Raw genomic sequence first — 20,045 nt, forward strand, 5'->3', positions numbered from 1 at the left:
TTCGCACGAATGCGCCACAGCCTGTATGTGATGGCGTTTGCATTCGCACTGTCTGCCCCCGCCTGGGCGCAGGATGGCGCGATGGAACTGGCCCAGGCCCGGCAGGCGGTCGACAAGGCCACCCAGGCCGATGCCGACCAGTACGCCCCGGACCTGATCGGGCTGGCCCGGCAGGGGCTGGAGCAGGCCCAGCGCGCCGCCGGCGACCGCCGCGAGCGCAAGAACGCCCCGGCAATGGCCCTGCGTGCCGCCGCCGATGCCGACCTGGCCCGCGTGCGCAGCGAGGAAGCCACCGTGACCGCCCAGCTGCAGCTGCGCCGCAACGAGGTCAACCAGCTGCAACGCCAGCTGTCGACCGGGGAGGATCGCCGGTGAAGCCGATGACTGCCGCAACCCTGGCCGTGCTGCTGGCGCTGCCTACGCTGGCCGTGGCCGCTGACAACCCGATGGTGGCGCAGCTGAGCCAGCGCCTGATGGCCATCCAGGCCAACCCGGATACCGCTGAGCTGGGCGCCTTCGAGCGCATGCAGGCCCAGCAGGCCATCGCCACCCTGGACAAGGCCAAGCGCCGCGACCAGGAACTGGCCACCTACCTGGCCGAGCGCCGGGTGGAGATCGCCGAGACGGCCGTGCGTACCGCGCTGGCCGCCCGCGAGGTCGACCGCCTGGAGCGGACCCGCAGTGACCTGCTGATCGAGGCCAGCCGCCGCGACGCCGCGCGCGCCCGCCAGGAAGCCGAACAGCTGCGCATGCAGGCACAGATGCAGGCCGAGGAGGCTGAACGCCTGCGCCAGGCTGCCGAGGCCGAGACCTTGGCCCGCCAGGACGCCGAGAACGCCCTGACCAGCGTGGCCGGCAAGCAGCAGCAGCGCCTCAGCGCCGCCCAGCAGAACGCCGCCAAGCTGGCCCGCGAGGAAGCCGAGCTGGTGTCCGGGCAGAAGCTGCCGGGTTCGAAGTTCGATGGCCGCGGCGAGGTCTTCACCTTCCGTGGCGATGCGTTTGCCGCCGGCGCCTCCAGCCTGTCCGGCGGCGCCCGCAACCAGGCCAAGGCGTTGGCCGAATACCTGAACATCGGCAAGAAGGGCCGCCTGCGCATCGAGGCCTACGACAGTGCCAACGGCGTAGGCCAGAAGCGTGCCGAGGCCCTGCGTGACGCACTGGTTGCTGCGGGTGTCGCGAGCAACCGGATCCAGCTCGCCGGCAAGAAGGCGGCCTCCACCCAGGCACGTTCGGCCGAGGTCATCATCGCCCCGTAATTGCTTGATATCGTTTGTTTTTCGTTGTGATGAGCATTCAGCCTGAACCCCGCCCCGGCGGGGTTCGGTCTTTTTGACGCAGGGGTCTTGTACCCCGCCTTGAGCAGGCGTAGGGTCAATCGTCCGGGACGCAATGCCGCGGACCGGACGATGGGAGGGCCGGGCCGATGCAAGCAGGGCGCGAACCGCAGCAGATCGACGTGCGCAGGCCAGTGCCGCAGGTCGTTGCAGGCGTCCAGGTGGCCATCGACCGGCGCTCCTCCATGAACAACGCCCCGTGCCTTGCGGCCGGGGCGTTCGTGTATCTGTCGAAGGAGGTCCATCATGTTTGAAGATCAGCCCCAGAGCGAGATCGACGCACGTCGCGCGCGTGATCCGGAGTTCAGGGCACTCCATGACCAGCACCGCAAGTTGAACAAGAAGTGCATGGACGCGGAGTTGGGTGTACTCCCGATCGATGATGTCACCCTGGGTCGCATGAAGCGCGAAAAGCTGCTGGCCAAGCAACGACTTCTGCGAATGTATGAAACACCGCTCCCAACGACGTCCCCCACGCTTTGACGCACCCCGTCACGCCCGGAACGGCGTGACCCGGCCATCGATGGCCCCGCCGGGCGCTCCTGCCCCGGCATCGCGGCACCGCCGATGAGGCGGCCGCGCCAAGGCACCACAGGCGGTGGTGCCTTGGCCTGCAGGCACAACTCACCGATGCGGGCGGTACCGGTCTCCTCGTCGATCCGGGGCCGTCCGCATCTCTTTTTGCGGGCTTGTGGGCCGTCGCCGCGCCGACCTGACATTCATCGCCATCCGACGGATAATCACCGGTCCGGCCCTCTGCGGCGCGAACCGAAAGTCCTCCGAATGCCCATTCATTCTTCCGTCCTCGAACTCATCGGCCAGACCCCGATCGTCAAGGCCCAGCGCCTGGACACCGGCGTCTGCGAGCTCTACCTGAAGCTCGAAAGCGCCAACCCGGGCGGATCGATCAAGGATCGCATCGGCCTGTCGATGATCGAGGCGGCGGAGAAGCGCGGCGACCTGAAGCCCGGTGCGACCCTGGTCGAGGGCACCGCCGGCAACACCGGCCTGGGCCTCGCCCTGGTCGCGCAGCAGAAGGGCTACAAGCTGATCCTGGTCGTTCCCGACAAGATGAGCCGCGAGAAGATCTTCAACCTGAAGGCGATGGGCGCCGAAGTACGCTTGACCCGCTCGGACGTGGCCAAGGGCCATCCGGAGTACTACCAGGACCTGGCCAAGACCATCGCCGAGCAGACCCCGGGCGCCTACTTCATCAACCAGTTCGGCAACCCGGACAACCCGGCCGCGCATGAATTCGGTACCGGCCCGGAAATCCTGGAGCAGATGGGCGGCGACCTCGACGCCATCGTGTTCGGCTGTGGCAGCTCCGGCACCATGACCGGCCTGTCGCGCGCCTTCGCCAAGCTGTCGCCGAAGACCGAGCTGGTGCTGGCCGATCCGGTCGGCTCGATCCTGGCCGAGTACATCAACGACGGCAATCTGAACGACAAGTCGGGCAGCTGGCTGGTGGAAGGCATCGGCGAGGACTTCCTGCCGTCGATCTCCGACTTCAGCCGCGTCAAGAAGGCCTATGCCATCAGCGATGCCGAGAGCTTCCACACCGCGCGCGAACTGCTGGGCAAGGAAGGCATCCTGGGCGGTTCGTCCACCGGCACCCTGCTGGCCGCCGGCCTGAAGTACTGCAAGGAGCAGACCACGCCGAAGAAGGTGCTGGTGCTGGTGCCGGATACCGGCAACAAGTACCTGTCGAAGATGTACAACGACTACTGGATGCTGGACAACGGCTTCCTGCAGCGCCCGCAGCACGGCGACCTGCGCGACCTGATCCTGCGCCCGTACGGCCAGCGCGACACTGTCGTGATCGGACCGAACGACCTGCTGACCACCGCTTACCAGCGCATGAAGCTGTACGACGTGTCGCAGCTGCCGGTGATGGACGGTGACCAGCTGGTCGGCATCGTCGACGAAAGCGACGTGCTGCTGCACGTCTATGGTGACGAAGCACGCTTCCGCGACACCGTTGCCACGGCGATGGTCAGCAAGCTGGACCGGCTGGACGTGAAGTCGCCGATCGAGGCGCTGCTGCCGGTGTTCGACCGCGGCCAGGTGGCGATCGTGATGGACGGCAATGCCTTCCTGGGCCTGATCACCCGTATCGACCTGCTGAACTATCTGCGCCGTCGCGTGCAGTAAGCCGCTGATCGCAGACGTTCGCTGCTGAATCCCGGTTTATCCGCGTCAAAGGTCGTTAAGGCCGCGCTGGTAGACTTCCGCACCTTCGACGGCGCCGAGCTTCGGCGCCCCTCAGGAAAGAACATGTCCAACGCTACTTCCCAGGATCGCGCCCTGGCCCTGGCCACGCTGGCCATCCACGGCGGCCAGTCGCCCGACCCCAGCACCGGCGCGGTGATGCCGCCGATCTACGCCACCTCGACCTATGCGCAGTCCAGCCCGGGTGAGCACCAGGGTTTCGAGTACTCGCGTACCCACAACCCGACCCGCTTCGCCTACGAGCGCTGCGTGGCATCGCTGGAAGGTGGCACCCGCGGCTTCGCCTTCGCCTCGGGCATGGCGGCCAGCTCGACCGTGATCGAGCTGCTGGACGCTGGCAGCCACGTGGTGGCGATGGATGACATCTACGGCGGCAGCTTCCGCCTGTTCGAGCGCGTGCGCCGCCGCACCGCCGGACTGGATTTCAGCTTCGTCGACCTGACCGACCTGGCTGCGTTTGAAGCGTCCATCACGTCGAAGACGAAGATGGTGTGGATCGAGACCCCGACCAACCCGATGCTGAAGATCGTGGACATCGCCGCGGTCGCCGCCATCGCCAAGCGCCATGGCCTGATCGTGGTGGTCGACAACACCTTCGCCTCGCCGATGCTGCAGCGTCCGCTGGAACTGGGCGCGGACCTGGTGCTGCATTCGGCCACCAAGTACCTCAACGGCCACTCGGACATGGTCGGTGGCATGGTGGTGGTTGGCGACAACGCCGAACTGGCCGAGCAGATGGCCTTCCTGCAGAACTCGGTGGGTGGCGTGCAGGGCCCGTTCGACAGCTTCCTGGCCCTGCGTGGCCTGAAGACCCTGCCGCTGCGCATGAAGGCGCACTGCGCCAACGCGCTGGCGCTGGCCCAGTGGCTGGAAAAGCACCCGGCGGTGGAGAAGGTGATCTACCCGGGCCTGCCGTCACACCCGCAGCACGAACTGGCCGGCAGGCAGATGGCCGGTTACGGCGGCATCGTCTCGATCGTGCTGAAGGGCGGGTTCGAGGCGGCCAAGCGCTTCTGCGAGAAGACCGAGCTGTTCACCCTGGCCGAGTCGCTGGGCGGCGTGGAAAGTCTGGTCAACCACCCGGCGGTGATGACGCACGCATCGATCCCGGTCGCGCGCCGCGAGCAGCTGGGCATCAGCGATGCGCTGGTGCGGCTGAGCGTGGGTGTTGAGGATCTGGGGGATCTGCAGGTGGATCTGGAGAGGGCGCTGGGTTGATGGCTACCCATGACGAGAGTGCAAGCCCCATCGCATTGGTGCGTGGGCTGGTTGCCAAACGGAGCCTGATCCTGGCGCTGGCCAAGCGCGATGTGGTGGGCCGTTACCGCGGCTCCTTCATGGGGCTGATGTGGTCCTTCTTCTACCCGCTGATGATGCTGGCGGTGTACACCTTCGTGTTCTCGGTGGTGTTCGGCGCGCGCTGGCAAGGTGGCACGGGGTCGAAGACCGAGTTTGCGCTGGTGCTGTTCACTGGCTTGCTGGCATTCAACTTCTTTTCCGAGTGTCTTGCACGTGCGCCCGGCATCATCGTGGGCAACGTCAACTACGTGAAGAAGGTGGTGTTCCCGCTGGAAGTCTTGGCCGTGGTGAACCTGCTTTCCGCAGGCTTCCACCTGTTGATCAGTACGTGCGTCTGGCTGGTGTTCTACCTTGCACTGTTCGGCATGCCTTCTGCCGAGATCTTCTGGCTGCCCGTTGCGTTGCTGCCGCTGATCTTCCTGACGCTGGGGCTCAGCTGGTTCCTGGGTTCGCTCGGCGTATACATGCGCGATGTTTCCCAGGTGGTCAACGTGCTCATTACTGTGTTGATGTTCATGTCGCCGATCTTCTACGCAGTGGCCGCAATGCCTGAAAAGTACAGGCCCTTCATCTTGGCCAACCCGCTGACCGTGATCATCGAGCAGGTGAGAACGGTGATGATCTGGAAGGGCGGTATTGATTGGCACGTGTGGGCGTGGTTCGTGCCGGCGACGATGGTGTTCGCGTGGCTGGGTTATGCATGGTTCCAGAAGACCAGGAAGGGGTTTGCGGATGTCCTCTGAGTTGCCAGTCATCGAAGTCGAGGGCCTGAGCAAGTCCTATTTCATCTACGACACGCCGCGCGACCGCTTGAAGCAGTTCGTGTTGCCGCGGCTTCGCAGATTGTTTGGATTGCCTGCCCGGAAGTACTACTCGGATTTCCATGCGCTCGAGTCGGTCAGTTTCAGCGTTGGGCGTGGAGAGACCGTTGGTATCATCGGTCGCAACGGCTGTGGCAAATCCACATTGCTGCAGATGGTCTGCGGGACATTGACGCCGACGTCCGGGCGCATCGTGACGCGCGGGCGGATTGCCGCGCTGCTCGAGCTCGGGTCGGGCTTCAATCCGGAATTCACCGGGCGTGAGAATGTGTACCTGAACGCGGCGATTCTTGGTCTGACACCCAAGGAAATCGATGCCCGCTATGAAGAGATCGCCAAGTTCGCCGATATCGGCCGCTTCATCGATCAGCCGATCAAGACCTACTCCAGCGGCATGGTCGTGCGCCTTGCGTTTGCCACTGCCATCCACGTTGATCCGGACATCCTGGTCGTTGATGAGGCCCTGTCTGTTGGTGATACCGCGTTCCAGCAGAAATGCCTGAACAGGATCCGGAGCATGCAGCGCGACGGCGTGTCCATCCTGCTGGTGACCCACTCGTCGAATGCGCTGATCGAATACTGCGACCGCGGCATTTATCTTCGCCGTGGTCATATGGTCATGGATGGTCCCTGTCGCGACGTGGTCAAGGTCTATTCCGACGATGTCGTCGCGGAAGAAGGTGGAATCACCTTTGACATGCATCCTGCCAGCGAAGATGACCCGCAGGATGGCGTGGTTGAGCATGACCGTGCCGCCGGCGAAGGTGCCACGCGACTGGTCATCCAGTCCGTCGCCCTGCAGGATGCCAGCGGAGCTGCGATTGCTGCGGTCACCCAGGGCGAGTCGATCAACATACGCGTCAAGGTGCAGGTCGATGAAGTGATCAAAGATCCATGCTTTGGCGTGCAGATCATGAGCACGGATGGCATCTCGCTCTGGAGTGCCACCACCCAATCAATGAATGAAGAGGTCCAGGTCCTGCAACCTGGGCTGCATGAAGTGACATGGACGTTGCGTGCGAATTTCTCGGGGAATCGCTACATCCTCGCGATCGGGGTCGGACTGATCGAGAATGGCGAGTATCGAAGAACCCACCGCCTGCCTTATGCAGGGCATTTTGACGTCGTGTCGGAGCCGCAGGGGGGAGCCGGTTGGTTGGCTCCGCAACCGCGCATCAACATTCAGTCACCCTGAGTACAAAGGTCAGGAAAGATATGCACATGAAGTCTGCTGTGAAGGTCATTGCGTTTGGCTGGTATGGCGCTGGAAACGTGGGTGATGAACTGCTCCTGGCGACGCTGGTCGATTGGGTTCGCGAGGCGGGTGGCGACGTGGTCGCAATCAGTGTCGACCCGGCCTATACCAGCCGTGTGCTGGGAGTGGATTCGGTCGATCTGACCGATCTGGACGGCATCGCGCGGGAAATGAGTGATGCCGACCTGTTTGTACTGGGCGGCGGTGGCCTGTTCCAGACCTATCAGCCACTGACCATCAGCGGGCTCTACGACTTCAACAAGCCTGACGTCGCGGTATACGCGAGGCTGTTGATGATGGGGCGCCAGTTTGGCCTTCGCACAGTCGCGTGGGCACAGGGTGTCGGCCCGATCGAGGGCGCTGAATCGCGCAGGTTGCTCTCGGAGGTCTTCCAGAATGTGGACGATGTCACGGTGCGTGACCTCGGCTCCATGAGTCTGCTGAAGGAGATTGGTGTCGAGCGAGATGTTGCAGTGGCCCCCGACCCGATCTGGGCACTGCCGACGCCGCCGCCCGCTGCGGTCGGTGGAGACAAGCAGAATCTTCGCATTGCCATGGTGCTGAGGCCCTGGGGCTTTGTGCCAGGCTGGGAAGAGCGATTTGTCGAAGCGCTTCGCGACTCGATGGCAGGCACTGGTGCAACATTGGTATGGATCCCCTATCAGGGGCGCTCGGTGCCAGGTCGCTCGGCTTCTGATTCGAGCTTCATCCAGACGTTGATCGATGCGGTCGGTGAAGGGTTTGTCCATGAGGTGGTCGACGTCGATGTTCCGCAGAATGCAGTCGACGCCATGGCAGGCTGCGATGGTCTGATCAGCATGCGGCTGCACGCGCAGATCGTCGGTGCCCAGATGCAGTTGCCGATGCTATGCATCGAGTACGACGAGAAGCTGAGTGTCGCGTCGGAGGATTCGGGAATCTCGCCCGACTTGCGCCTGCGGCCGGATGCCGGGCAGGATCGCTGGCACACCGTCTTCCAGCATTGGCTGAAGGACGTACGCAACGGTGTGCCGTCGGTGTCAAAGGATCACCTGGTCCAACTGCGCGAGGGCGCTGAACTGCATCGGCAGGCCCTGCGCCAGTCCCTGCAGAGCGCCGCAGCGCATCGCCCGGATTGGCGCATGGGGCGGTTCGACTGGCTGGGCCTGTGGAGCCAGCAGCGTTCCCAGCGGTTGCTGGAGCAACAGGACCTGCACGCCAGGGAAATGGCAAGACTGCATGGCAATCAGCTCGATCAGTTGCTGGTGCAGGTGGCTGCGCAGCAGGCACTGGCCACCGACCAGCAGGCACTGGTGGCCCACCAGCAGGCACTGGTCGCTACCCAGCAGCGCGATTTTGAGGCTGCGCTCACCCTGGTGAGGAATGAACTGACGGAGAAGGCAAAGCGGGCCGAGGCCTTCTCGCTAGCGTTGTCCAGGCTGGCGCAACGCGCGGCCGCTTCCGTCGGCGCGAGTGTGCCGGAGGCGTCGAATGAATCGACGGACGCGGAGATTCAATGGGCGGCGTCTGTCGCCGGCATGGTGGAAACGCTCTGGGACCAGGCGATTGACTCCGGAAAATCGGGAGAGCTCGCGCGCAATGCACTTCAGGCCGAGTCGGGCCTGCTGGCAGCCCGCGCGAAAGCGGCCGAGATGGAAGCACGGTTCCTCGCCACGGAGGTTTCTGCGTTGCGTCATTCCACCTCCTGGCGTGTAACCCGCCCGCTGCGGTCGCTGAGCCGGTTCCTGAAGGATCCGCGCAGGGAGATCGGCGAGATCCGTCGTTGGTTGCGCCCGCGTTCCGGTGCTGCGCCGCTCCCGGTTCCTGTGCCAGGCTCCGTTTCCGCCGCCGCACCCCTGCATCCGGACCTGACCTGGGCGGAGTTCTCCGACCGTGTGCTGTCCAAGCGCGATCAGTTCCGCGGCGTTTTCGTGCAGGAGATGGCGATCGACTGGGATGTGCCGCTGTATCAGCGGCCACAGCATATCTGTGCTGCGATGACCCGGCTTGGTTATCTGGTCATCTATCGGACCGGGAACTGGGCCGGCGACAACGTCAATGGCTTCCGCGAGGTGCTACCCAACCTGTGGTTGACCAACAGCGCTGAGGTTGACCTGATCCCGAGTACCGTCCGTTCGATCTACAGCACGGCCTATGCATACTCGCCAGCGCGGGTTTCGGAATTCAGCGATTCGAACGTGATCGTGTACGAGTACATCGACCATATCGACCCGCAGATCAGTGGCGATTCGGACAATATCGCGCGCCTGGTGAATCTGAAGGATTGGGCATTCGCCGGCGGTGCGGACATCGTCGTCGCATCCGCCGCTGCACTGGCCGAGGAGGCCGTGGCGGCCGTGGGCGAATCCCGCGTGATTGTCGCCCAGAATGGCGTGGACACCTTGCACTATCGCAATACAGACCATGATCAAGTCGAAATTCCTGCTGAACTCGTTGAGTTCAGGAAGAAGTACTCGAAGGTTGTCGGCTACTTCGGCGCAATTGCACCGTGGCTCTGGTACGAGGGCATCCAAGCGCTGACCAAGGCACGGCCGGATATCGGTTTTGTGTTCATCGGCCCGGACTACTATGGCGGCGTCAAATCCCTGCCGACCGACGAGAACGTGCTCTACCTCGGTTCGGTGAACTACAAGATCCTGCCCGCGTACGCCAAGCAGTTCGATGTCTGCTTCATTCCGTTCGAGCCGGGCGAGATTGCCAGGACGACGTCGCCATTGAAGTTGTTCGAGTACTTCGCACTTGAGCGGCCGGTGGTCGTGACGGCGTGGATGAACGAGTGTGTCGCCCATCCGGAAGTCTATCGGGGCAGTTCGGTCGCTGAGTTGAGCCAGGCCATCGACGCGGCCTTTGCCGTCAAGGACGATCCTGCGATGCGCCGTCGTTACGCCGAAATGGCCGATGAGAACAGCTGGAACAGCAGGGCGGAGGCAATCTCGGCGGCATTCGATCTGCTTGGCAGGAGATAAGGTACGACCAAGGAAGGACTCCAGGTCGAAGGGCGGGGTGCCCGGTTTTCTCCGTCCGCCGTCTCACTGTCGCTGTTGGTTGTCTATGTACTGTGGCTGGTGACGGCAACGTCACTGGCTGTGGCCCTGCAACCGCAACCTTCGGGTGATTGGGCCTATTACTGGAACGCGTCGACGGATCCTTCGGGTTACCTGCGCGCGGGCCAAGCATCTACCTGTTTGCCCCGTTCAAGCTCGCAGGTGCCGAACCCTGGCACGGGCATTGCTGCTCAACTCCGTTGTTGCGGGTTGGATGCTGTTCGCTGCTGATCGGCTTGATTCAACGCGCCACCGCGTCCCCACACTGTTGATCGTCGCCTATCTGATGCTGCTGGCACCGTTCGCCAGCATCGTGCAGGTGGATATGGTCGCTGCGGGCTGGCTGATTGCCGCCATCTGGTTCGGAAAGCGACTCGCGGCCCAAGGAGGCCTCGCAAACGCGGTGTGGACGGTGGTCTTCCTTGGACTCACCGGCGCCACGCGCACACAGTACTTCCTGGTCTTCCTGGCCATGGCGGGCATCCTGCTGCCGTGCAAGATCCTGCTCACGGGGGGGCGCCAGGAGGCTACTGCTGACGCTTGCAGGCCTACTGCTGCTGGGTGCCGGGCTGGGCGCGACACTCGATTTTGCTTCGCGCTCGCTGGCGGGTAACTCGGGGCAGCTCCGTACTGGTCTCGGTGTGACTCTGTACATGGGGCTGCTAAGTTCGTCTTCCAGCGGCAACTGGTGTGGAGGCTGGACGCCAGAAGCCTCCGCCATGGCGTTGCCCGTCGCAGTGGCAAAGCGCTTTCAAGAGAAGGAAGCTTCGCACTGGCTTGACGTGGTCCTGTGCAAGTAAAAGCGGATCCTGCTACCGGAACCCTATGCATGGGACTGGCTGGTCGGCGCGGATGGAACGCGGTCCAGGCTGGAGCAGGACCCACGACTCGCGGTTCGATTCAGCGGCGTTGCCGAATCCTATGGGGTAGCATTTGGCTGGGTTTGCTCGCTGTGCATGATCCTGCTGCTGGCAGGTATCGGCTTGGGTATTGCCGGCCGTGATTGGGTTGGGGCGTTAGCGCTCGCCGTGTGGGTGCTGGGCTTCTGGTTCGTCCACGGACTTCTGGAAGTCCAAGGTCGCTACTTCCTTGGCATGGTGCTGGCCATTCCTTTTCTTTATGCGGTCGTGGCTGAAAGAAGGCAGTGGACGTCCCCGCAAGCAACAAGCAGACTTTCAGTTGGACGGGAATATTGGGTGCGATTCATGTCGCTTGTAACGAAATTTAAGGGTGAGCTGATCCAGGCAGCGGGAATGACGCTCCTTTGGACGCTAGCGGCGTGGTGGCTGGCATCCACCTTCCTGCCGGCTCCAATAAGTGACTGGGAGTACTACTGGTACGCAGCATCGGCGCTGGATGACTATCACCGTGGCGGGCTCGCGCTGCTTCTGCTCGCTGCGCCGAAGGCGTTGGGGCTGTCGCCATGGCTGAGCGCCTTGCTGCTCAATGTCGCTGCAGTGTTCTGCCTGGCGATGGCCTGCAATCATCTGGACAGGAGCCGCTATAGATTGCCAACAGTTCTGCTGTGGCTCTATCTCTGTCTCCTGGTGCCCTATGCAGGCATTGTGCAACTGGACATGCTCAGCGCCGCCGCATTGGCAATTGCCATCGTATCGGGGAGGGCATTCCTGTTGGGGGCGGATCGACGGGGGGCCGCGCTGATGGTGTTGGCATTGGTGTTTGCGACGTCGACGCGGACCCAGTATTCCCTTGTGTTGCTGGCATTTGTGGCGCTGCTCGCGCCGTTCACATTGCTTCGGCCGCGCCGGGCGCGCTGGACTTGGCTGCTATGCCTGGTTGCCGTCGGCGCGGTGCTGGGTGGGGTCGTTGATTCTGCTTGGCGCAGCAAGGCCGGGAACGCTGGTTCCTTCCGTACCGGGCTCGGAGTGACGCTCTACAACGGCTTGCTCACCTCCTCCACGGATGCCGCAACCTGTGGAGCCTGGAGCCCCGGCGGTACCCAAGCGGCTGCCGAAGATCTGCATCTGTCTTTGCCCCAGGCTGTTCGCAACCGTCTAGCTGCGCAGGACTCGGGGCATTGGTTGAAGGTAGTTGAATGCAAGACACGCATGATCGTGCTTGCCCAGCCCTACGCGTGGTACTGGTTCTCCGATGCGCCAGTGGCGAAGGATAAGCTGGCGGCCCATCCGTTCTTCGCCTCCAGGATGGGTGAGCTTACCCAGTGGTATGACAGGGTCTACAAGATCGCAAGAACGCTTATCCTGCTGCTGGTGATGGTGACGGTGTTCCTGGCAGTTCGCAGGCGTGCGTTGTTGGACGCCGCCATTCCGCTTGCCTGGCTGGTTTCGTTCTGGTGCGTGCACGTCGCCCTCGAGATCCAGGGGCGCTATTTCCTCGGTATGCTCCTGTTGGCGCCCCTCCTCTGCGCTGCAGTGTGGCCTTGCCTGCATGGTTGGAAATTGGGCGCCGAGCGGAAGTCCGTTGCTGGAGAGAGAGTGGATGAGGCGGCCGAAAGTGCTTCCACCAGAGTGCCAGAGTGATGCGGATCCTGATCAGCGCGCATGACTTCTCACCGAATCCTTCGCCACAGTCTTTGCGGATAACCCAGTTGGCCACGGAACTGGCCAACGGTGGATTCGAGATCGATGTGCTGACCCGAACGGTCGGCGCTGGCATGCAGGTCCAGCCGGAGCCGATCGGCGTCCAAGTGCATCGCGCAGCTCCAGGTTGGCTGGAGGCTGCGCTGGATGCGGTGTCCACGCGATTGCGTCGCAGGACGGGCAGGGCGCGGGATGCCTCAGAGGATGAGCGTGCGGCTGGTAGTGCGAAGACTGCCGCATTGTTGAACTGGAAGGGGCGCTGGGTCCTTCGGCTGCGAGCCGTGGTGGACGCCGCCGTGTTTCCAGATGGCCGCTCGCGTTGGATCACCCACGCACTGCGTGAAGGGCGTCGGCTTCTGCTGCAACGACGGCCTCAGGTCATCATCGGTTCGCATGAACCTGCAGCGGGCCTGATGGTGGCGTTGACCCTGAGCAGGGAGAGCGGGGTGCCGCTGGTGTCCGAGCTTGGGGATCCGGTGCTGACGGCGTACACGCCGAAGCGTTGGATGCAACGATCATTCGCGCTCGAGCGCCGGGTCTGCCGGGAATCGGCTGCGCTGATCGTGACCTCGGAAGCGACGGCTGAGCTGTTGCGGCAGCGGCATGGTGAGGATATCGCACCGATCACCGTGATCCCGCAGGGATTTCCGGTCGCTGCTGTTTCCGCTCCGGTCCGTACGGCGTTTGGCAATGGTCTTGCCTTGGTCTATACCGGGCGTTTCTATCCGTTCCGGGATCCTGCCCCGCTGTTTGAGGCGGTACTGGCAACCCCGGGCGCAACGTTGACGGTCGCTGGCCCCGGGATTCCCCCGAAGTTTGCAGCATTGTTCGCGCAGCATCCCGAACAGCTGCGATATGTCGGCAACAAGGCGCACGCTGCCGCGGTCGAGTTGCAGCAGCAGGCCGATGTGCTGGTTAGCATCGGCAATGCCGGCATGACCCAGATTCCGGGGAAGCTGCTGGAGTACCTGGGGTCGGGACGACCGGTACTGCACTTGCAGCCGGACCAGGCCGACGCAGCGGCCGCCATCATCAGGAAGGAGCAGTGCGGCTTCCTGGTAGCCCCGCAAGCAGGGCAGCTTGCCGAGCTGCTGCGTGATCTCGTGCAGCGCAAGCAGCAGGGGCGGCTTGAGGCAGGCCTGCGGCTTGGGGCCGAGACCTTTGCCGAGTATCGCTGGGATCGCCTTGCCGCGCGTCTCGCGGAGGTATGCCGCGCAGCTGCTGCTGCGGGGACCCGGCACCGGGACTGAGCCCGGCGCCGGAGGATGCTCAGAGCGTTGAGTGGCCGCTGATGATGATCTCGGCGATACGCTTGCTCGCCAGACCATCGCCATATGGGTTGTGCGCCCGTGACATCTGCTGGTAAGCCTGCGGGTCATCCAGCAGCTGGCTGGCTTCGGCGACAATACGTTGGGCATCGGTGCCGACCAGCCGCACCGTGCCGGCGTCGACGGCTTCCGGGCGCTCAGTGGTGTCGCGCATCACAAGCACCGGCTTGCCCAGCGACGGCGCTTCTTCCTGCACGCCACCGGAGTCGGTGATGATCAACGTCGCCTGGGTCATCAGGTAGACGAACGGCAGGTAATCCTGCGGCTCGATCAGGACCACGCCCGGGGCATCGGCGAGGATCCGGTTGACCGGTCCCTGCACGTTGGGGTTGAGGTGGACCGGATAGACGATCTGCGTATCGCCGCGCGCGGCCAGGGCCTTCAGTGCTTCGCAGATGCTCTCGAAGCCGCTGCCGAAGTTTTCACGGCGATGGCCGGTCACCAGTACCAGCCGCTTGGAAGCATCAAGGAACGGGAAACGGGCCCGCATCGATTCAATCAGCGCGGTGTCGTGCTTCAGCTTGTCGGCGACGTTGAGCAGGGCATCAATCACGGTGTTGCCGGTGACGTGGATGTCATCGCTAGACGTACCTTCAGCCAGCAGGTTGTCGCGCGAGCGGGTGGTCGGCGCGAAGTGCAGGCGGGTCAGCGGCCCGGTCAGGCGGCGGTTGGCCTCTTCAGGCCACGGTGCGTAAATGTCACCGGTGCGCAGTCCTGCTTCCACATGGCCGACGGCCACGCGGTTGTAGAACGCGGCCAGCGCACTGGCCAGCGTGGTGCTGGTATCGCCATGCACCAGCACCAGGTCCGGCTTGTGCTCGGCGATGACGGCGGTCATGCCGGTCAGGATCTTGGCGAACAGGCCTGCCAGCGTCTGGCCAGGTTCCATCACATTGAGGTCGACATCCGGCGTGATACTGAACAGGTCCATGACCTGGTCGAGCATCTGTCGATGCTGCGCGGTAACCGCAACGATCGTCTCGATCTCAGGCCGGGCCTTCAGGGCTTCCACCACCGGGGCCATCTTGATGGCTTCCGGACGGGTGCCGAAGACAACCATTACCTTCTTGTAGGGAGTACTCACGATCACCTGCTTGAATTCAAAGGGACTGTGCCGCTGGCCGGAGCCAGCGGCAGGTACACGTCAAAGCGCCGTTTCCAGCTCCGGCAGGATCGCAAACAGATCCCCCACCAGGCCGATATCGGCAATCTCGAAGATCGGCGCATCGCCGTCCTTGTTGATCGCGACGATCGTGCCGGCGTCCTTGATGCCGGTCAGGTGCTGGATGGCACCGCTGATGCCCACGGCCACGTACAGTTCCGGCGCGATGATCTTGCCGGTCTGGCCGACCTGCAGGTCGCTGGGCACGTAGCCGGCATCGACGGCAGCGCGCGAGGCACCGACGGCGGCACCGAGCTTGTCGGCCAGCTGGAAGATCACCTTGAAGTTCTCTTCCGAACCGACGCCGCGGCCACCGGAGACCACACGCTTGGCACTCTGCAGGTCCGGGCGGTCGCTGGCACCGGCGGCCAGGCCGATGAAGCGGGTGTGGGTCGGCAGCGCAGCATCGACGCTGGCCGCTTCAACGGCGGCACTGCCGCCCTGGGCGGCTTCCGGCCACGACGCGGCGCGCACGGTGGCGACCACGATCTGGTCGGCCGGAGCTTCCACGGTGATGATCGCGTTGCCAGCGTAGATCGGGCGCTTGAAGGTGTGGCTGCCTTCGACGGTCATCAGGTCGGAGACCTGGTTGACGCCGAGCAGGGCGGCCACGCACGGCATCAGGTCCTTGCCGAAGGTGGTCGACGGTCCGAACACGTGGGTGTAGCCCTTGGCCAGCTGCGCGATCTGCGGCGCGAGCACCTGGGCGATGCCCTGCGCGTTGGCGGCATCGGCCACGGTCAGGACCTTGGCGACGCCAGCGATCTTCGCGGCCTCGGCGGCGACCGCGGCCGGATCGGCGGCCAGCACCACCACATCGATGCTGGCACCGCTGATGGCGGCAGCGGCGCTGACGGTCTTGGCGGTGGCGGCGTTGAGCTTGCCGTCGTGGTGCTCGGCGATGACGAGAATCTTGCTCATTACAGCAACCCCTTCTGCTTGAGTGCAGCAACCAGTTCGGCCGCGTCCTTGACCATCACGCCCTTGCTGCGCTTGGACGGCGCGGCGTAGTGGGTGGTCTTGAAGGTATCGGCGGCTTCAACGCCGAGGTCGGCCAGCTGCAGGGTCTCCAGCGGCTTGGCCTTGGCCTTCATGATGTCCGGCAGCTTGATGAAGCGCGGTTCGTTCAGGCGCAGATCGGTGGTGACCACCGCCGGCAGGTCCACTTCCAGCGTTTCCAGGCCGGCGTCGACTTCACGGGTGACCGTGGCCTTGCCGCCTGCGATCTCGAGCTTGCTGGCGAAGGTCGCCTGCGGGCGACCCCAGAGCGTGGCCAGCATCTGCCCGGTCTGGTTGGCATCGTCGTCGATGGCCTGCTTGCCCAGGATCACCAGGTCCGGCTGTTCCTTCTCGATCAGCTTGAGCAGGGTGCGCGAAGCGGTCAGCGGCTGGATGGCCTGGTCGGTGACGACGTGGATGGCACGGTTGGCGCCCATGGCCAGTCCGTTGCGCAGGTGCGCCTGGGCATCGGCCGGGGCGATGGTGGCAACCACCACTTCGCTGGCGATGCCCTTGTCGCGCAGGCGCAGGGCTTCTTCCAGGGCGATTTCATCGAAGGGATTGGGGGACAGCTTGACGCCGTCGGTGACCACGCCGGAACCGTCCGGCTTGACCTGAATGCGGACGTTGTAGTCCACCACGCGCTTGTACGCGACGAGGATTTTCATCTGGTACGGGGTCCTTGTAGTGCCGGCCGCTGGCCGGCTCACATTTGCTGGAGATCATCCGGTCCTGGAACAGCAACCGGTTCGGGGGTGGGACCCCGATTCTAGCTGGCTTGGGGGGACCATGCGAATGCGTATGGATATCCGTGGGCGGGGCGCCTTTTTTGCTGCCCCGCAGACGCAGATGCAAACCGGCACCGGACCGATACCGACATGCCATTTCAGGCCGGTGAGATCTGATCGCTTGCGTCAGGTGCTCTGGCGATAATGCTGGTAAGCCGCCACCAGCATGTCTTCGTCGTTCTTGGTCGGTGCCCACTGCAGCGTGGTCTCGGTGGGAGCAATATCCACGACGTAGTTGATGTCGGCAATCTGGTACTGCTCGCGGTGCAGCAGCGGCTTGCCGAGCTTCTCCAGCAGCGAAAGCGTCAGCTTGAGCGGGCCGGCAGGTACCGGAATGACCATCGAATGCGAACCGATGCGCCGGATCGTATTGCGTAACAGTTCGCGCACCACCGGAGCCGGGCCCGAGCCCAGGCTCAGGGCGACGGCAGGCAGGTCGTGTGCCACCGACAGCTGGATCGCGTTCACCACGTCCTCCACCGCGATCATCTGGTAGCGGTTGCGGCCGCTGCCGATGGTCGGAATCGGGAGGTTCAGGTCCATCAGCTTGAACAGCTTGGTCAGGATGCCGAATCGACCCGGGCCGACGATCATTCTCGGGCGCAGAATGGTGATCCTGAAACCGCGGCCACGGGCCTGTTCGCACAGCTGTTCGGACGCCGCCTTGCTGCGCCCGTAGGGGCCCAGCGGATTCTTGGCGTGATCCGGCGGGACCGGCAGCTTCTGCGGCAGGCCGTAGACCATGTCCGTGCTGGTATAGACCAGCCGTGGCGTCGCCAGCTGCGACATCCATTCGAGCACGTTGGCGGTGCCGCCAACATTCACTTCAGCAAACCACTCGTCCTGGTTGCGATGCGGAACGTCGTTGTGGAACTGGCGGGCCGCCAGGTGGTAGACGATGTCACCCTCATTCAACGCGACCTGCTGCAGCGCGCCGGGCACCACGATGTCGATGCAGTGGTAGTCCACCTTGCCGGAAAATTCCGCAGCCATGGGGGCGATGTCGATGACCGCGACCTGCTGGTTCTGCGACAGCAGCGAACGCACCAGGTAGGTGCCGGTGAAACCACTGCCACCAATGACGATGTGACGGGCCATTGTTCAACCTCCCTTCGCGACGAGAACGACACCGACGCAGATCAGTGCGACCCCCGCGAGCTTCATGATGCTCACCGGTTCGCGGAACCAGAAATAGGCGGCAGCAACGACGATGACGTAGCCGACACTCAGGAACGGGTAAGCGAAACTCACCTGGACCTTGGACAGCACGTACATCCACAGCACGATGCTGACTGCATAGCAGGACAGGCCGGCGAACACCCAGGGATTGAAGATCACGCGCAGGCCGCTGGCGAGCAGCGGGAACATGCCATCAGACGTTACCAGCGCAACCTGGGGCATGCCCTGGCGCAAGAACAGCTGTGCACTGGCGTTCAGCGCGACGGAGAACAGGATCAAGGGAATGAAGGCGGTATACATGTGATTCCAGGGACTCTGGCAGGAAGGGGGCAGTCAGTGGCTACCACTGGAACGTCGCGCAGCCAACAATGACCAGCGCGAGCAGGGCGATGGCCTGGCTGACGCGGTCGCGCGCAGCGAAGACAATCGGATCGTCATGCATGTTGCCGCGGTGGGCGATGATCCAGGCACGGCTGATCCAGTACAGCAGGACCGGGCACAGCAGCCATAGTATTTTCGGCTGCTGGTAGAGGGCCAGGCTCTCCGGGCTGTTGATGTACAGCGCGAACACCAGCACGCCGATGTAGCCGGCGGCGGCACCGAAGGACTGGATCAGCGGCAGGTCGCCGACGGCATAGCCACGGCCGCTGGCCTTGGTCTTGCCGGCCGAGACCACAGCCTCCAGCTCGGTGTAGCGCTTGAGCAGGGCCAGGCTCAGGAAAATGAACATGGAGAATGCAAGCAGCCAGAACGACAGCTCCACGTCGATCGCTACAGCTCCCCCGATGATGCGCACCGTGTACAGGGCCGCGAGCACGACGACATCGATCATGACCATGCGCTTGAGCACGAACGAATAGGCCAGGGTCATGACGTAGTAGCCGAACAGCACCAGGGCGAAGGCCGGGCTGGTCCACAGGGCCAGCGCGAACCCGACCAGGGTCAGCAACGGCGCTGCCAGCAGGCCGTGCAGCAGCGGCAGGTTACCGGCGGCGAACGGGCGCTTGCGCTTGCGCGCATGCTGCCGGTCCGGGGCCAGGTCCAGCAGGTCATTGAGCAGGTACACACCCGATGCGCACAGTCCGAACGCAATGAATGCGGTGGCCGCATCCAGCACTGCGGGTAGATCAAAGAAGCGATGGGCGGTCAGCAGCGGAACCAGGACCAGCAGGTTCTTGGCCCACTGATAGATGCGCAGTGCCTTGATCCAGGTGCGGATGCCACCGCCACGGGCCGGCCAATGCGCATGCACGGCAGTCTGCCGGGCTGCGCTGGCGGCGAGCCCGGCGCTGGCGTTGACCACGTAGGCGCCTCCGGCGTGCTTCCAGACCTGCAGGTCCACGCTGGCATTGCCCATGTAATCGTACTGACCCGCACCGAAGCGCGCATTGAGCGCTTCCGCTTTGTGGTGACCGGCGAGGTTGCGCTGACCATCGCTGGCCATGACTTCGTCGAATATCCCCAGATGGGTGGCAATGGCGTTGACCAGGCTGCTGTCAGACGCCGAGCAGAGGACGCGGGGCCTCTGTTCGGTCGTTTTCAGCAACTCCAGCACCCGCTCGTCGTAGGGCAGGAATTCAACCGGCAGCCTGACCCGTGAGGCAATCTCATGTTTCAGCGCGGCCTTGCCACGCAGCAGCCATAGCGGCAGCAGGAAGACATACAGGGGATTGCTGGCCAGCAGGGTCAGCAGGGATTCGTACAGCAGATCCGATCGCAGCAGGGTGCCATCCAGGTCCACACAGAGTGCGCGATCAGTTCGTTGCATGCGTTTTCCGTCGATATCCTTGTGGTTGGAGATGCTGAATCCGAAGGGCAGCCTGAATTCCGGGCCAGAGTATAGCCACTGGCGTCCAATTGGGCATGGTGGTGCCTGCGGGTGGCCCGGCGGTCAAGAGGGGGGCCGGCAGCTGTTCCGGCGGGGCCACCTGGTCGTCGCCGGCTCGTCGCACTGTGCACAGTCATGCCGGATCGGGCATGAGGACGGTATCCTCAGTACTTTGATGTGCCATCCCGTCAGGGAGCACGTCCCCTGAACCTGGA

The 20,045-nt window shown here is 63.7% G+C and carries 17 protein-coding genes; 11 read left to right on the plus strand and 6 right to left on the minus strand.

Annotation, left to right across the window (positions count from 1 at the left end; all coding sequences use genetic code 11):
• Positions 1–9 precede the first annotated feature (9 nt).
• The 11 genes from AC5P88_RS00890 (at position 10) to AC5P88_RS00940 (ending at position 13,796) form a co-directional block, all read left to right on the plus strand.
• Positions 10–375: a DUF4398 domain-containing protein gene (locus AC5P88_RS00890; RefSeq protein WP_005407961.1), complete on the plus strand. Its 366-nt coding sequence runs from the start codon at positions 10–12 to the stop codon at positions 373–375.
• Entirely contained in the window at positions 372–1,256 is an 885-nt protein-coding gene (locus AC5P88_RS00895) for an OmpA family protein (RefSeq protein WP_111204270.1), read from the plus strand. The genes AC5P88_RS00890 and AC5P88_RS00895 overlap by 4 nt, the downstream gene beginning before the upstream one ends.
• A gap of 324 nt (positions 1,257–1,580) precedes the next feature.
• Entirely contained in the window at positions 1,581–1,817 is a 237-nt protein-coding gene (locus AC5P88_RS00900; protein ID WP_005407964.1) for an HP1242/YdcH family protein, read from the plus strand.
• A gap of 300 nt (positions 1,818–2,117) precedes the next feature.
• Positions 2,118–3,488, plus strand: coding sequence for a pyridoxal-phosphate dependent enzyme (locus tag AC5P88_RS00905; protein ID WP_049397548.1), 1,371 nt, complete (start codon positions 2,118–2,120; stop codon positions 3,486–3,488).
• A gap of 123 nt (positions 3,489–3,611) precedes the next feature.
• Positions 3,612–4,784, plus strand: coding sequence for a cystathionine gamma-synthase (locus tag AC5P88_RS00910; RefSeq protein ID WP_111111839.1), 1,173 nt, complete (start codon positions 3,612–3,614; stop codon positions 4,782–4,784).
• Positions 4,784–5,608, plus strand: a complete 825-nt coding sequence (locus tag AC5P88_RS00915; protein WP_111111838.1) for an ABC transporter permease — start codon at positions 4,784–4,786, stop codon at positions 5,606–5,608. The genes AC5P88_RS00910 and AC5P88_RS00915 overlap by 1 nt, the downstream gene beginning before the upstream one ends.
• Positions 5,598–6,881 (plus strand): ABC transporter ATP-binding protein, encoded by a 1,284-nt coding sequence (locus AC5P88_RS00920; RefSeq protein WP_150359448.1) that lies wholly within the window; start codon positions 5,598–5,600, stop codon positions 6,879–6,881. The genes AC5P88_RS00915 and AC5P88_RS00920 overlap by 11 nt, the downstream gene beginning before the upstream one ends.
• Before the next feature lie 26 nt (positions 6,882–6,907).
• On the plus strand, positions 6,908–9,907 hold the full coding sequence (locus AC5P88_RS00925; RefSeq protein ID WP_227843567.1) for a polysaccharide pyruvyl transferase family protein: 3,000 nt from the start codon (positions 6,908–6,910) through the stop codon (positions 9,905–9,907).
• A 262-nt stretch (positions 9,908–10,169) separates the two neighbouring features.
• On the plus strand, positions 10,170–10,598 hold the full coding sequence (locus tag AC5P88_RS00930; RefSeq protein ID WP_150359450.1) for a hypothetical protein: 429 nt from the start codon (positions 10,170–10,172) through the stop codon (positions 10,596–10,598).
• A gap of 343 nt (positions 10,599–10,941) precedes the next feature.
• Positions 10,942–12,486: a hypothetical protein gene (locus AC5P88_RS00935; protein WP_150359451.1), complete on the plus strand. Its 1,545-nt coding sequence runs from the start codon at positions 10,942–10,944 to the stop codon at positions 12,484–12,486.
• Positions 12,486–13,796 (plus strand): glycosyltransferase family 4 protein, encoded by a 1,311-nt coding sequence (locus tag AC5P88_RS00940; RefSeq protein WP_150359452.1) that lies wholly within the window; start codon positions 12,486–12,488, stop codon positions 13,794–13,796. The genes AC5P88_RS00935 and AC5P88_RS00940 overlap by 1 nt, the downstream gene beginning before the upstream one ends.
• A gap of 19 nt (positions 13,797–13,815) precedes the next feature.
• Here the strand turns inward: AC5P88_RS00940 and wecB are convergent, their stop codons facing one another.
• The 6 genes from wecB to AC5P88_RS00970 form a co-directional block, all read right to left on the minus strand.
• Entirely contained in the window at positions 13,816–14,958 is a 1,143-nt protein-coding gene (gene wecB, locus AC5P88_RS00945) for a non-hydrolyzing UDP-N-acetylglucosamine 2-epimerase (protein WP_343125819.1), read from the minus strand.
• Positions 14,959–15,018: 60 nt separating this feature from the next.
• Entirely contained in the window at positions 15,019–15,957 is a 939-nt protein-coding gene (locus AC5P88_RS00950) for an electron transfer flavoprotein subunit alpha/FixB family protein (protein WP_111173906.1), read from the minus strand.
• On the minus strand, positions 15,957–16,703 hold the full coding sequence (locus tag AC5P88_RS00955) for an electron transfer flavoprotein subunit beta/FixA family protein (RefSeq protein WP_111111831.1): 747 nt from the start codon (positions 16,701–16,703) through the stop codon (positions 15,957–15,959). Before AC5P88_RS00955 ends, AC5P88_RS00950 begins: the two co-directional genes overlap by 1 nt.
• 246 nt (positions 16,704–16,949) lie before the next feature.
• Positions 16,950–17,921, minus strand: coding sequence for an NAD-dependent epimerase/dehydratase family protein (locus tag AC5P88_RS00960; RefSeq protein ID WP_111111830.1), 972 nt, complete (start codon positions 17,919–17,921; stop codon positions 16,950–16,952).
• 3 nt (positions 17,922–17,924) lie between these two features.
• Complete coding sequence (locus tag AC5P88_RS00965; protein WP_111111829.1) at positions 17,925–18,302, minus strand: SMR family transporter; 378 nt, start codon at positions 18,300–18,302, stop codon at positions 17,925–17,927.
• 40 nt (positions 18,303–18,342) lie between these two features.
• Positions 18,343–19,770: a UbiA family prenyltransferase gene (locus AC5P88_RS00970; protein WP_111189304.1), complete on the minus strand. Its 1,428-nt coding sequence runs from the start codon at positions 19,768–19,770 to the stop codon at positions 18,343–18,345.
• Positions 19,771–20,045 lie beyond the last annotated feature (275 nt).

Source organism: Stenotrophomonas sp. YJH_SMC_8, from assembly GCF_059371315.1.

Excerpts from the sequence above, each read along its gene's own strand:
- AC5P88_RS00890 (WP_005407961.1), top strand. The coding sequence starts at position 10 with ATGCGCCACAGCCTGTATGTGATGGCGTTTGCATTCGCACTGTCTGCC.
- AC5P88_RS00900 (WP_005407964.1), top strand. The coding sequence starts at position 1,581 with ATGTTTGAAGATCAGCCCCAGAGCGAGATCGACGCACGTCGCGCGCGT.
- AC5P88_RS00905 (WP_049397548.1), top strand. The coding sequence starts at position 2,118 with ATGCCCATTCATTCTTCCGTCCTCGAACTCATCGGCCAGACCCCGATC.
- AC5P88_RS00910 (WP_111111839.1), top strand. The coding sequence starts at position 3,612 with ATGTCCAACGCTACTTCCCAGGATCGCGCCCTGGCCCTGGCCACGCTG.
- AC5P88_RS00915 (WP_111111838.1), top strand. The coding sequence starts at position 4,784 with ATGGCTACCCATGACGAGAGTGCAAGCCCCATCGCATTGGTGCGTGGG.
- AC5P88_RS00920 (WP_150359448.1), top strand. The coding sequence starts at position 5,598 with ATGTCCTCTGAGTTGCCAGTCATCGAAGTCGAGGGCCTGAGCAAGTCC.
- AC5P88_RS00925 (WP_227843567.1), top strand. The coding sequence starts at position 6,908 with ATGAAGTCTGCTGTGAAGGTCATTGCGTTTGGCTGGTATGGCGCTGGA.
- AC5P88_RS00935 (WP_150359451.1), top strand. The coding sequence starts at position 10,942 with ATGATCCTGCTGCTGGCAGGTATCGGCTTGGGTATTGCCGGCCGTGAT.
- AC5P88_RS00940 (WP_150359452.1), top strand. The coding sequence starts at position 12,486 with ATGCGGATCCTGATCAGCGCGCATGACTTCTCACCGAATCCTTCGCCA.
- AC5P88_RS00950 (WP_111173906.1), bottom strand. The coding sequence starts at position 15,957 with ATGAGCAAGATTCTCGTCATCGCCGAGCACCACGACGGCAAGCTCAAC.
- AC5P88_RS00955 (WP_111111831.1), bottom strand. The coding sequence starts at position 16,703 with ATGAAAATCCTCGTCGCGTACAAGCGCGTGGTGGACTACAACGTCCGC.
- AC5P88_RS00960 (WP_111111830.1), bottom strand. The coding sequence starts at position 17,921 with ATGGCCCGTCACATCGTCATTGGTGGCAGTGGTTTCACCGGCACCTAC.
- AC5P88_RS00965 (WP_111111829.1), bottom strand. The coding sequence starts at position 18,302 with ATGTATACCGCCTTCATTCCCTTGATCCTGTTCTCCGTCGCGCTGAAC.
- AC5P88_RS00970 (WP_111189304.1), bottom strand. The coding sequence starts at position 19,770 with ATGCAACGAACTGATCGCGCACTCTGTGTGGACCTGGATGGCACCCTG.